Here is a 12619-nt window from a genome sequence, read left to right on the forward strand (position 1 = left end):
CGCGGCGACCGGGCCGCCGGGCGGGCGACGGACCGGACCCGACCCGCGCCGCCCTTCCGGGCCCCGGCGCCCCACGGACCGGGCCGCTACCCCACCTCCGAACGCAGCACGGCCACGCCGTGCCCCGGCAGCGTCACCGTCTCCACCGGGGTCCCGTCCAGCGTGGTGAGAGCGCGGTGGTCGTGCAGCTCCGGGCGGACGGTGAGGTCGTCCGGAGCCTGACTCACCAGCCACACGTACTCGTGCCCCGCCTCGTGGACCAGCCGGTCCACGGCGACCCGGGGATCGGCCACGGTGACCGGCCGACGCACCCCCGCCTCCGCCGCGAGCGCCCCGTAGAGCGTGACGGAGGCATCCGGGTTGACCCGCGGTGTGCACGCCGCGAGGTACTCCAACGGGTAGACGCACAGCACGAGGGAACCCGCGCCGACGCGGCGCCGCATCAGCGCGGGACGCCCGTGCGCGTCCTCGGCGAGCACCTCCGCGTCCACCGGCCGGACCGGCAGGCGGACCCGGCCGCTGTCCGTGCCGTGCGTCGCGGTGAACCGCAGCCGGTGACCGGCCGGGAGCCCGCCCAGGCCGGTGGTGAGGACCAGCTCGACCTCCGGGTCCTCGATCGGGTCCACGAGCCCGTACTCCAGGCCGTGCCGCACCCCGAACAGGCTGTCGAGGTCCGGGTACCACGGCCCGCGCTGCTCCTCGTGCGAACCGGCCGAGTACGACACGTACACGGTGGCGCCCGACTCGGCCAGCTCCCGCAGCCGGTGCCAGGTCGGGGCCAGCAGCTGCTTCACGGACGGCACCAGGTAGAGCCGCGCCGTCCCCGGGAGGCCGTCGCTCTCCCGCACGACGGCGGGCGGCGCGTCGGCGAGTCGTGCGGCGATCCAGGACTGCCGCGCGGTGCGCGCCACGTGCTCGCGGTCCTCCTCCCGGGTGAAGGGGTGAACGGTGTCGAGGTAGGAGGACACCACCAGCGCGGTGTCGGTCTCCGCACGGGTGCAGCGGGAGAGCTCCACCGCCTCGACCACCGCTGCGAAGTCGCGCAGCTCCCGCAGGGGCGCTTTGGGGGCGCCCGCGGCGTCGGTGATGCCGAACCGCATCTCGAAGGCGTGGTGCCGGTAGGGCGGCTGCTCGTACAGCGCGTCGTAGTCGGTGTTGTTCCACGCCACCCAGCCGGTCGCCCCAGCCAGCAGCGAGGTGTGGAGCAGCTGCCGGTAGTAGCGCGCCGAGTCCTCCTCGGAGGCGAACGCTCCGGTCAGTCCGAACTCCTCCAGGACGACGGGCCGACCGAACCCGGTGGTCAACTCGCACACCCAGGCGGCGGAGTGGTGCCGGCGCACGGCGTCGTCCTCCATGCGGTAGACGTGCGGGCCGAGGAAGTCGCACAGCCTCGCGGTGTCACGCAGCCGGAACCCGTTGTCGCGCCCGGTGTTCTCCAGGCCCCAGGCGCCGTCCCCGAGGGAGACCGGCTGCCGTCCGCCGCCCGCCCGCACGGCGTCCACCATCAGCTGCGCCCACGCCGCCACCGCCTCCCGGTCGGCCTCGGGCTCCCCGGGCGGGGAACCGTAGAGCGGCATCTCGTTGGATATCAGCCATGCCGCGACGGCCGGGTGGTGCGCGAACCGGCGGGTCGTCTCGCGGACGAACCACGCCTGGCGGGCCACCAGCCACACGTCCCGGTAGAGGTCGCGCCCGCCGCGCCACGGCGGGTCCCAGTTCTCCCCGGACATGTGGCCCACCAGGAACGTCGGAACGGTGACGAGGCCGTGGCGGTGGTGGCGGTCGAGGAAGTCCGAGAAGTGCCGGCACTTCTCCTCGTCCACCCGGTCGGGCTCCGGATGGAAGTCGGGCCAGTAGAAGAACGACCGCGTCATGGTCAGGCCGTGGTCGCGCAGCGTGCGGAGTTCGGAGTCCACGACGCCGGCGTCGTAGTCGCGCCACATCAGGGGGCCGCCCGCACGCGACCAGTAGTTGGCGCCCAGCCAGGTGGCCGGTCCCTCAGCGGTGCGCAGGTGGGCAAGGGCGCGGTGCATCGGTTCTCCCTCGACGGAGCGGCGGGGGTGACGCGGGAGTCGGCACGTTCGGTGAGGAGTGCGACGCCGACAGTGAACTGGTGCGCGACGGTCCGGTCAAGGGCGCCCCGGCCCGTTCACGGCGCGGCGAGCGCCCGATTTCCCGCCGCGGTCGACGCCTGGCTGCCGCTGAACCCCGTTCCCGGCGATAGGGTTCCCCCTGCCGGACTATTGGTCGGATATCCATACCGTAGGGATCTCCGCGTCAGGTCGTGGACATCCGCCACCACCGGGCGCCCGGCACAGCGACATCCGAGGGAGCGACGACCGCGTGCACAGGCCGACCAGCGGCCGGGGGGCCACGACCCCCCCGACGGACCGCCCGACCAGCAGAACACGCCGCCTCCCCCGAGCGGGCCGCCCAGTGCGGGCGGCGCTCGCGGCCGTGGGCGCGCTCACCGCCGTCGCCGTGCTGGCGGGGTGCTCCTCGACCGGCGGCAAGCGGGCCGAGGAGGAGCAGCGCCGTGCCGCCGGCGGCCAGTCCGCGGTCGACACCCCGCGCTGGAAGGTGGCGATGGTCACCCACTCCGGTGAAGGGGACACCTACTGGGACATCGTCCGTTCCGGCGCGCAGCAGGCCGCGGACAAGGACAACATCGAGTTCCTCTACTCCCACGACGACGAGGCCGGTCGCCAGGCCGAGCTGGTGCGCACCGCGATCAACCAGGACGTCGACGGCCTGATCGTCACGCTGGCCAAGCCGGACGCCATGGAGGCCGCGGTCCGCGCGGCCGTCGAGGCCGGCATCCCGGTGATCACCGTCAACTCCGGTCAGGACCTCTCCGCCGGATTCGGCGCCCTCGCCCACATCGGTCAGGACGAACAGCTCGCGGGGGAGGCCGTCGGCGAGGAGCTCAACGAGCGCGGCGCGTCCGCCGCGGTCTGCGTCCTCCACGAGCAGGGGAACATCGGCCACGAGCAGCGCTGCGACGGCGTGCGGGCCACCTTCGAGGGCACCGTCGAGAGCCTGTACGTCGACGGCACCAACATGCCCGCGGTGGAGTCGGCCATCGAGGCCAAGCTGATCTCCGGCGACGACGTCGACACGGTCGTCACGCTCGGCGCGCCGTTCGCGACGGTCGCCGCCAAGGCCGCGTCGCAGGCCGGGAGCGACGCCCGCACCATCACCTTCGACCTGAACCCCGAGGTCGCCGGCGCGCTGGAGGAGGGCGCCATCGACTTCGCCGTCGACCAGCAGCCCTACCTGCAGGGCTACCAGTCCGTGGACCTGCTCTGGCTGTGGCTGTCCAACGGCAACATGCTCGGCGGCGGACAGCCGGTCCTCACCGGGCCCCAGATCGTCACCCCCGAGCAGGCCGCGGACCTCGTGGACTACGCGCGGCGGGGCACCCGGTGAGCGCGACCGTCGAGAGCATCGCCGCCGAGGACGAGCGGCTGCTGCCGCGCTCCCCGCTGCGACGGCTCATCGGACGCCCCGAACTCGGCTCGGTGCTCGGTGCCGTGGCGGTCTTCCTGGTGTTCGCCGTCGTCGCCGACAACTTCCTGCGCGCCGGCAGCCTGGGCACGGTCCTGTACGCCGCGTCGACCATCGGGATCATGGCCGTCCCGGTGGCGCTGCTGATGATCGGCGGCGAGTTCGACCTCTCCGCCGGTGTGATGGTGACCTCCTCGGCGCTGATCTCCTCGATGATCAGCTACGAGTTCACCGCCAACGTGTGGGTCGGCATCGGTGTCTCGCTGGTCGCGACCCTCGCCATCGGGCTGTTCAACGGCATCCTGCTGACCCGGACCGGTCTGCCCAGCTTCATCATCACGCTGGGGACCTTCCTGATGCTGACGGGGCTGAACCTCGGCTTCACCAAGCTCATCAGCGGCACCGTCGCCACCAAGTCGATCGCCGACATGGACGGCTTCCCCGCCGCCCGCGCGCTGTTCGCCTCCCAGCTGAACATCGGGGGCTTCGCCGTCCAGGTCACCGTCCTGTGGTGGATCGCGATGATCGCCGCCGCGACCTGGATCCTCCTGCGCACCCGCGCCGGCAACTGGATCTTCGCCGTCGGCGGCGGCAGGGACGCCGCGCGTGCCGTGGGTGTGCCCGTGGAGCGGACGAAGATCGGCCTCTACCTCGGCGTGGCCCTCGGAGCGTGGATCTCCGGACAGCATCTGCTCTTCAACTACAACGTGGTCCAGTCCGGCGAGGGCGTCGGCAACGAGCTGATCTACATCGCGGCGGCCGTCATCGGCGGCTGCCTGCTGACGGGCGGCTACGGATCGGCCATCGGGGCGGCCGTCGGCGCGCTGATCTTCGGCATGACGAGCAAGGGCATCGTCTTCGCCCAGTGGGACCCCAACTGGTTCAAGTTCTTCCTGGGCGCCATGCTGCTGGCGGCGACCCTGCTCAACCTCTGGATCCGGCGACGGGCGGAGGCAACCCGATGACCGATGCGAACGACCCCCGCGACCCCGCGGCCCGCCCGGCGGCGGAGCCCGGCCCGACGGCGGGACGCACCGCCGGCGTACCGACTCCGGCCGACGACGCGAACGACCTCGACGCACCCGCCGACGACGTGAACGCCGCTGCCACGGGGACACCCCTGCTGGAACTCGCCGCCGTCAGCAAGCACTACGGCAACATCCGGGCGCTGGAGGAGGTCTCCCTCACGGTGCGCGCCGGGCGCGTCACCTGCGTCCTCGGCGACAACGGCGCCGGCAAGTCCACGCTCATCAAGATCATCGCCGGACTGCACCGCCACGACGCGGGCGTGTTCCGCGTCGACGGCGCCGAGACCACCCTGGCCTCGCCGCGCCAGGCCCTGGAGCTCGGCATCGCCACCGTCTACCAGGACCTCGCCATGGTGCCGCTGATGCCGGTGTGGCGGAACTTCTTCCTCGGCTCCGAACCCACCGTCGGCCGCGGACCGCTCCGGCGCCTGGACGTCCGACGGATGCGGTCCACCACCCGCGAGCGGCTGCTCCGCATGGGGATCGACCTGCGCGACGTCGACCAGCCCATCGGGACCCTCTCCGGCGGCGAGCGCCAGTCCGTGGCCATCGCCCGCGCTGTGCACTTCGGTGCCCGGGTCCTGGTGCTGGACGAACCCACGGCGGCGCTCGGCGTCAAGCAGGCCGGCGTGGTGCTGCGCCGGGTCGCGGCGGCCCGCGACGCGGGACTGGGCGTCGTCCTCGTCACGCACAACCCCCACCACGCCCACCTCGTCGGCGACCACTTCGTGCTGCTCAAGCGCGGAGCCATGGCCGGCGACCACGCAGCGGGGGAGATCACCCTGGACGAGCTGACCCGGCAGATGGCGGGCGGCAGCGAACTGGCGGAGCTCGGGCACGAACTCCGGCGGGCCGCTCCTCCCGGGCCGGACAGCGACGAGTAGGGCAGAATCGGTGTCGATGAACACGTACCGCGAGCGAGTGCACCAGGGGACGGCGCGGGCGACGGTCCTGCGCACCATCGCGACCCGCGAGCGCCGCTCCCACCTCTCCGCCCCCCGGGTGCCGACCGTCGGTATCGACATCGGCGGCACCAAGGTCGCCGCCGGGGTGGTCGACGCCGACGGCACCATCCTGGAACGCATCCGCACGGAGACGCCGGACAAGTCCAAGAGCCCGAAGGTCGTCGAGGACGTCATCACCGAACTGGTGCTGGACCTCTCCGACCGGCACGACGTGCACGCCGTCGGGATCGGTGCCGCCGGCTGGGTGGACGCCGACCGCTCGCGGGTGCTCTTCGCACCCCACCTCGCCTGGCGCAACGAGCCGCTGCGTGAGGCGCTGGCCACCCGGCTCGCCGTGCCGATCCTCGTCGACAACGACGCCAACACCGCAGCCTGGGCGGAATGGCGGTTCGGGGCCGGGCGCGGCGAGGACGACCTGGTGATGATCACCCTCGGCACCGGCATCGGGGGCGCCGCGCTGGAGGACGGCCGGGTCAAGCGCGGCAAGTACGGGGTCGCCGGCGAGTTCGGGCACATGCAGGTCGTCCCGCAGGGGCACCGCTGCCCGTGCGGGAACCGCGGCTGCTGGGAGCAGTACAGCTCCGGCAACGCGCTGGTCCGCGAGGCCCGGGAGATGGCCGCGGCCGACTCCCCGGTGGCCCACACCATCCTCGCCCGGGTCGGTGGCCAGATCGACGAGATCACCGGACCGATGATCACCGACCTCGCCCGCGAGGGCGACCCGATGTGCGTGGAACTGCTGGAGGAGATCGGCCGTTGGCTGGGTGTGGGACTCGCCAACCTCGCCGCCGCCCTCGACCCCGCCCGCTTCGTCGTCGGCGGAGGTGTCAGCGCCGCCGACGAACTGCTGCTCGCCCCCGCCCGGGACGCGTTCCGCCGCCAGCTGACCGGCCGCGGCTACCGCCCGGAGGCCACCATCGTGCGGGCGGAGCTCGGAGCGGACGCCGGCATGGTCGGCGCCGCCGACCTCGCACGGCTGGTCGCCCGCCGCTTCGTCCGCGCCAACCGCCGCCGGGCCGAGCGGATCCACCGGGCGGGGCTGCGGATGCCGCTCGCGTCGTCCCGCACGGAGACCCGGCCGTGAGCGGCACCCCGCCCCCGCAGTACCAGCCGCGGCACCCCCCGCACGTGCCGCGGCGCCGCTGGCTCACAGCCGTCGTCGTCGGGCTGCTCATCGCGATCCCCGCCGGCTACACCGTGGTCTCCGCCGAGCAGAGCCGGGACAGCGGTGAGCACAAGGCCCGCGCCGCCGCCGCCCGCGGCCTGGTGTACGAGTGGCCCAGCAAGGTGCAGCGCCGCATCTACGACATCCCGATACCCGACGGCTCGACCTATGTCGGGCACTACGAGGAGAACAGCTGGGACCGCTCCACGATGTGGGTGCAGTTCCGGACCTCGCCCGAGCAGCTGAGCCGGTTCCTGGAGGACCTCGGCTCCCAACGCGGCGAGCTGCGCAACGGTGACGTCACCATCCCGGACGCGGACGCCGCCGTTGCCGGGTGGATCCTGGACCCCCGCCGACGGGAACTGGCGGGGGTCACGGTGCAGCAGTCCGCCAAGGAGCCGGTGGTGGCGATCACCGTGGACCTCACCAAGCCGGAGCGGCCACGCGTCCACGTCGTCTCCACCACCGAGCCCTGACCGCGCGTCCGGCCGACCGCCGCATCCCCGGCACGCACGGCAACGCGACGGTCGCGGTCGGCGGCTGAGCGGTCACAGCCGGTCGGCCGCCAGCGTCTCCGCCAGCCGCCGCAGCAGCGGGCCTGCCTGGGCCAGGCAGACCGAGGTGTCGGACTCCAGCGACGTCAGCGCGTAGGCACGCTCGATGCCCGCCCCGCGCAGCGCCTCCTCGTCGAGCGTCAGCCGACCGCACACCGCCACCACCGGCAGACCGGCCCCGCGCGCGGCGGCGGCGACACCCGCCGGGGCCTTGCCGTGCAGGGTCTGCGCGTCCAGCGAGCCCTCGCCGGTGATGACGAGGTCCGCGTCGTCGAGCGCCTTCGCGAAGCCGAGCACCTCCAGCATGACCTCGATGCCCGGCCGGAACACCGCCCCCAAGCCGGCGAGCGCGCCGAAGCCGACCCCGCCCGCGGCACCCGCGCCCGGCGACTGCGCCAGAGCGGCGGCGCCCTCCCCGGCAGCGGCCCCCAGGACGCGCGCGTACTGCTGGAGCGCCGCGTCCAGCGTCGCCACGTCGGCCGCGGTGGCGCCCTTCTGCGGGGCGTACACCGCCGCGGCTCCCTGCGGTCCGGTCAGCGGGTTGTCCACGTCGCAGGCGAGTACGACACGCGTCCCCGCCAGGCGCGGGTCCAGCCCCGACAGGTCGACCGCCGCCAGCTCCCGCAGCGCGGCGCCCCCGGGTGGCAGCGGCCGGCCGGTGGCGTCGAGCAGCCGGACACCGAGCGCCGTCAGCATCCCGGCCCCGCCGTCGGTCGTCGCCGAGCCCCCGATGCCGAGGACCACCGTCCGGGCGCCGGCACCGACCGCCGCCGCGATCAGCTCGCCCGTCCCCGCCGTCGTCGCCGTCAGCGGTGCGAACTCACCCGGCGGCAGCAGCACCAGCCCGGATGCCGCGGCCATTTCCACGACGGCCGTGTCGCCGCGGAGGGCGAACTCCGCCCGCACCGGCTCGCCCAGCGGGCCGGTGACGGTGACGGTCCGGGAGGAGAAGCCGGCAGCCACCGCGGCGGCGACTGTCCCGTCCCCGCCGTCCGCGACCGGGAGGGAGGTGACGGTGACGTCGGGGCGGTGGGCGCGGAGCCCGGCCGTGACGTGCTCGGCGACCTCGGCCGCGGTGAGCGAGCCCTTGAACTTGTCCGCGGCGATCAGCACCCGCGTGGTCGTCGTCATCGAGGTACCTTCTCCGCTCGTCCGTGCAGTAGGCGAGACCCTATCCGCACGGTCTCCCGCGCCCGTCGGCGCGTCCGAAGGGCCGCCGTCACCCGATCGCCGTCACCCGGTCGGACCTCCGGGCGCGCGGGTCCGGCGCCATCCGCACATAGTTCAGTTCCATGAGCACGGACGCCGGGTCGGATGGGCCCAAGCCAGCCGCAGCAGAGAACGTCCGGCGGCCCGATCCGCCGCCGGACCTGCGGCTGGTCGTGATCGGGGTGGCCGCGGTGACGGCCATGGTGGTCTGGGCGGCGGTGTGGACCGACAACTTCTCGTCGGTCGCCGACACGGCGCTGGACTGGGTCCTGCACAACTTCGCGTGGCTGTTCGTCCTGGGCGCCGACGCGTTCCTGGTGGTGGCGGTGGTGCTCGCGCTCAGTCGCTTCGGGCGCATCCGGCTGGGGCAGGACACCGACGAGCCCGAGTTCACCAACGCGGCCTGGATCGCGATGATGTTCAGCGCCGGCATGGGCATCGGCCTGATGTTCTTCGGGGTCGGGGAACCACTGATGCACTACGCGGACCCGCCGCCCCTCACCGGCGCGGAGCCGCAGAGCGGCGACGCAGCCCGCCACGCGCTGGAGTACTCCTTCTTCCACTGGACGCTGCATCCGTGGGCCATCTACGCCGTGGCGGGGCTGGGCCTGGCCTACGCCACGTTCCGCAAGGGCCGCGGCAACCAGCTCTCCTCGGTCTTCGTCCCACTGCTCGGCGAGCGTCGGGCCGCGGGGTGGCCCGGCAAGGCCATCAACCTGCTCGCGGTCTTCGCCACGGTCTTCGGCACGGCGACCAGCCTGGGACTGGGGGCACTTCAGATCGCGCGGGGCCTCAACCTGACCACGGGCATCGAGGACAGCCAGACACTTGAACTCGTCATCATCTTCGCGCTCAGCGCGGCCTTCGTCCTCTCCGCGTTCTCCGGTATCCACCGGGGCATCAAATGGCTCAGCAGCATGAACGTGGTCCTGGCCGCCGCGCTGATGCTCTTCGTCTTCGTGGTCGGCCCTACCGTGTACGTGCTGGACGCGATGCCCTCGGGCGTCGGCGCCTACCTCCAGGACCTGCTCACCCTCGCGACCCGCACCGGCGCCTTCGGCGAACAGGAGTGGCTCGGCGCCTGGACCATCTTCTACTGGGCCTGGTGGCTGTCGTGGGCCCCGTTCGTCGGGACCTTCATCGCCCGGATCTCCCGGGGCCGCACGGTCCGGGAGTTCCTCATCGGGGTCCTCCTGATCCCCAGCGGCGCGTCCGTCGTCTGGTTCTCCGTCATGGGCGGCAGCGCGATCCGCACCGACGCCACCGGGCGCTCTGACCTCACCGGGGCGATCGCCGAGAAGGGCGAGGAAGCCGGGATGTTCGGGCTGCTCGACGCGCTGCCCCTGGGCACCATCAGCTCCTTCGTCGCGATCGTGCTGGTCATGGCGTACTTCATCACCAGCGCCGACTCCGCCGCGCTCGTCATGGGTTCGCTGACCAGCAGCGGCGCGCTCCACCCCCGCGGCTGGCTCGTCGTCACCTGGGGGGTGCTGATGGCGGCCGTGGCGGCGGTGCTGCTCGTCGCCGGCGGGCTGGAGGCACTCCGGTCCGCGACGATCCTGGTCGCCCTGCCGTTCGTCGTGGTGATGCTGCTGATGTGCTTCGCGCTCATCCGCGAGCTCTCCCGCGACCCCGGCGCGGGGCCGCCGCGCCAGATGCCGCTGCACGGTCTGCGCGACGCCGTGCGCACCATGGTCGGCGAGGCCGTGGACGAGCAGCACAACCCCCGCCACCGCCGGCTGCGGCGCGCCGCCGACCAGGCGCGCGAGCGCGGCGCCGAGTCGCAGCACACGCGCGAACACGACGACGGCGGCTGAGGTGGGCGGCCGAGCCGCCGACAGGCGGCCGGTGAGCCGGGGTCAGCGGCGTCCTGCCAGGTGGAGGAAGACCGAGCGCGCCGCGTTCCGCCCCGACATGCCGTGGACGCCGGGACCCGGCCAGCTCGCCGAGGAGCAGAGGAACACCGCGGGGTGCTGGGTGCGGTAGGGGTCGCGCGCCAACCCGGGGCGGAACATCGCCTGCACCCCGGAGAACGCGCCGCAGGCGATGTCGCCGCCCACGTAGTTGGCGTTCCGCTCGGCCAACTGCGGCGGGCCCGCCACGGCCCTCGCCAGGACGAGGTCCCCGAAGCCCGGCGCGAACCGCTCCAGCTGCCGTTCCACCGCCGCGGTGAGGTCGCCGCGCCACCCGTTGGGGACGTGGCCGTAGGCCCAGAAGACGTGCTTCCCCTCCGGTGCGCGGGTCGGGTCCACCAGCGTCGGCTGAGAGGTGATCAGGAACGGCACCTCCGGCGCCCGGCCGCCCACCGCCGCCCGCAGTGCGGTGTCCACCTCGCCCGCGGTCGGCCCCAGGTGCACCGTGCCGGCGCGCCGCGCCGCCTCCGAGCGCCAGGGGACGGGGCCGGACAGCGCGTAGTCGATCTTGAAGGTGCCGGCGCCGTACCGGAAGCGGCTGAACGCGTCCCCCAGCCCGGCGATCCTGGCCATCGCGGTGGGCGAGGTGTCGAAGACATAGGCACGTGCGGGCGGCAGCTCGTCCAACCGCCGCACCGTGACCCCGGTGTGGATGAGCCCGCCCTGCGAGGTCAGGAACCCCGCCAGCGCGTCGGAGACCGCCTGCGACCCGCCGGCGGCGACCGGCCAGCCGCGTTCGTGGGCGGCGAGCGCGAAGACCAGCGCCACGGCGCCGGTCGCCGGAGTGTTCAACGGCGAGATCACGTGCGCGGCCAACCCCGCCAGCAGCGCCTTCGCCTTCTCGCCCGAGAACCGTCGCGACAGCCAGGACACCGGTGGGAGGCCGACGGCCCCGAACCGCGCAAGGGTCAGCGGACCGCGCGGCAGCCCCTCCCACGGCACGGACATGAAGTCCTCCGCCAGCGCGTCCCACCGGCCGGTGAACGGCGCCATCAGTCGGCGGTAGCGCGGTGCGTCCGCCGCGCCCAACGACATGGCCGTCTCCCCGACCGAGTGCGCCAGCACCGCCGCGCTCCCGTCGGGGAAGGGATGCGCCATCGGGATGTCGGGGTGGAGCCACCGCAGCCCGAACCGTTCCAGCGGCAGCTCCGCGAAGGCCGGGGACCCGGCGCCCATGGGGTGCACCGCCGAACAGGGATCGTGACGGAAACCGGGGAGCGTGAGCTCCTCGGTCCTGGCCCCGCCCCCGACCGTCGCCTCCGCCTCGAAGACCTCCACCGACATGCCGCGGCGCGCCAACTCGGCCGCCGCCGTAAGACCGTTGGGGCCGGCACCGACCACCACCACGTCCGTCATCGTCGTCACGCCGTGCGCTCCCCTCGCCGCCTGCTCAGGCCGCCGTCGGCCGCCCCGCCGTCAGGAGGTCGAGGATACGCCGCGCCGTCGCCTCGTCACGCGCCGCCGTGAACGGCAGCGCGTTGGGGCGGGTCAGGGAGAACTGCTCCCCGGCCAGGGTGCGGTCGATACCTCCGGCCTCGGAGACCAGCAGCAGGCCGGCGGCGTGATCCCAGGCCAGCTCCCAGGAGAAGGCCACCGCGTCGAGCTGTCCCCGGGCGACCCGCAGGTACTCCAGCCCGGCGGAACCGCAGGGGCGCGGGTCCACCCCCTCCGTGCGGAGCGCGGCCAGCGCCTGCTTCTGCTCATCGGTGGTGAAGTCCGGGTGCGAGGTGGCGACCTCGAGAACGGCTCCGGCGGGGGAGCCCGATCGCAGCCGTTCCCCGTTCAGCCAGGCGCCGTGCCCGCGGCGCGCCACGGCCATCAGGCCGCGGGCGGGCGCGAAGGTCCATGACGCGTGCACCGTGCCGCCCTGCGCCAGCGCCACGAGGGTGCAGAACCCCGGCTCCCCGCGAACGAACTGGCGAGTGCCGTCCACCGGGTCCACGATCCACACCGGTGCCTCGCCCCGGAGCGCGTCGTACCGGGTGGGGTCCTCGTGGACGCCTTCCTCGCCGACCACCACCGAACCCGGCAGCAGCCGGGTCAGTGCCTCCGTGAGGTGGCGCTCGGCGCCCCGGTCGGCCACGGTCACCAGGTCGTGCGGGCCGGACTTCGCCGTCACCTCGTCGTCGGCGAGTTGCCGCCACCGCGGCATGATCTCGTCCGCCGCCGCCGTCCGTACCGCTTCCTCCGCCGCCGCTGCCAGCTCTTCATCGATCATGTGTCCATCGAAGCACGCCCCGCGCGGCGGCGTGCGCCCCGCCGCCCGCGGCGTGGCAAC

Annotated in this window: 10 protein-coding genes; 6 read left to right on the plus strand and 4 right to left on the minus strand. The window is 73.6% G+C overall.

The window, feature by feature from the left end; all coding sequences use genetic code 11:
- Positions 1-86: 86 nt before the first annotated feature.
- Complete coding sequence (locus tag HCJ92_RS16880; protein WP_167934438.1) at positions 87-2033, minus strand: glycoside hydrolase 5 family protein; 1947 nt, start codon at positions 2031-2033, stop codon at positions 87-89.
- 424 nt (positions 2034-2457) lie between these two features.
- On the opposite strand from HCJ92_RS16880, the gene HCJ92_RS16885 reads away from it, so the two are divergent.
- From HCJ92_RS16885 to HCJ92_RS16905, 5 genes are read left to right on the plus strand one after another with little or no spacing between them, the layout of a single operon-like run.
- On the plus strand, positions 2458-3429 hold the full coding sequence (locus HCJ92_RS16885; protein ID WP_338054221.1) for a substrate-binding domain-containing protein: 972 nt from the start codon (positions 2458-2460) through the stop codon (positions 3427-3429).
- Positions 3426-4472: an ABC transporter permease subunit gene (locus HCJ92_RS16890; RefSeq protein WP_167934440.1), complete on the plus strand. Its 1047-nt coding sequence runs from the start codon at positions 3426-3428 to the stop codon at positions 4470-4472. The genes HCJ92_RS16885 and HCJ92_RS16890 overlap by 4 nt, the downstream gene beginning before the upstream one ends.
- The gene (locus tag HCJ92_RS16895) at positions 4469-5419 is read left to right on the plus strand and encodes an ATP-binding cassette domain-containing protein (RefSeq protein WP_167934441.1); all 951 of its coding nucleotides are present in this window, start codon (positions 4469-4471) and stop codon (positions 5417-5419) included. The genes HCJ92_RS16890 and HCJ92_RS16895 overlap by 4 nt, the downstream gene beginning before the upstream one ends.
- A 16-nt stretch (positions 5420-5435) precedes the next feature.
- Positions 5436-6584: an ROK family glucokinase gene (locus HCJ92_RS16900; protein WP_167934442.1), complete on the plus strand. Its 1149-nt coding sequence runs from the start codon at positions 5436-5438 to the stop codon at positions 6582-6584.
- Positions 6581-7141 carry a hypothetical protein gene (locus tag HCJ92_RS16905; protein WP_167934443.1) on the plus strand — a complete coding sequence of 187 codons (561 nt, stop codon included), beginning with the start codon at positions 6581-6583 and terminating at the stop codon, positions 7139-7141. The genes HCJ92_RS16900 and HCJ92_RS16905 overlap by 4 nt, the downstream gene beginning before the upstream one ends.
- A gap of 72 nt (positions 7142-7213) precedes the next feature.
- Here the strand turns inward: HCJ92_RS16905 and HCJ92_RS16910 are convergent, their stop codons facing one another.
- Positions 7214-8350 carry a glycerate kinase gene (locus tag HCJ92_RS16910; RefSeq protein WP_167934444.1) on the minus strand — a complete coding sequence of 379 codons (1137 nt, stop codon included), beginning with the start codon at positions 8348-8350 and terminating at the stop codon, positions 7214-7216.
- A gap of 161 nt (positions 8351-8511) precedes the next feature.
- Between HCJ92_RS16910 and HCJ92_RS16915 the strand changes: the two genes are divergently transcribed.
- The gene (locus HCJ92_RS16915; RefSeq protein ID WP_167934445.1) at positions 8512-10245 is read left to right on the plus strand and encodes a BCCT family transporter; all 1734 of its coding nucleotides are present in this window, start codon (positions 8512-8514) and stop codon (positions 10243-10245) included.
- 42 nt (positions 10246-10287) lie between these two features.
- Here HCJ92_RS16915 and HCJ92_RS16920 read toward each other — a convergent pair whose 3' ends face one another.
- Both HCJ92_RS16920 and HCJ92_RS16925 read right to left on the minus strand, forming a co-directional pair.
- A complete protein-coding gene (locus tag HCJ92_RS16920; protein WP_209311235.1) occupies positions 10288-11697 on the minus strand; it encodes a phytoene desaturase family protein in 1410 nt (469 codons plus the stop codon).
- A 34-nt stretch (positions 11698-11731) separates the two neighbouring features.
- Positions 11732-12559: an inositol monophosphatase family protein gene (locus tag HCJ92_RS16925; protein WP_167934447.1), complete on the minus strand. Its 828-nt coding sequence runs from the start codon at positions 12557-12559 to the stop codon at positions 11732-11734.
- Positions 12560-12619: the final 60 nt, after the last annotated feature.

The organism is Streptomyces spiramenti (assembly GCF_012034385.1).
GTDB classification, from domain to species: Bacteria; Actinomycetota; Actinomycetes; order Streptomycetales; family Streptomycetaceae; genus Streptomyces; species Streptomyces spiramenti.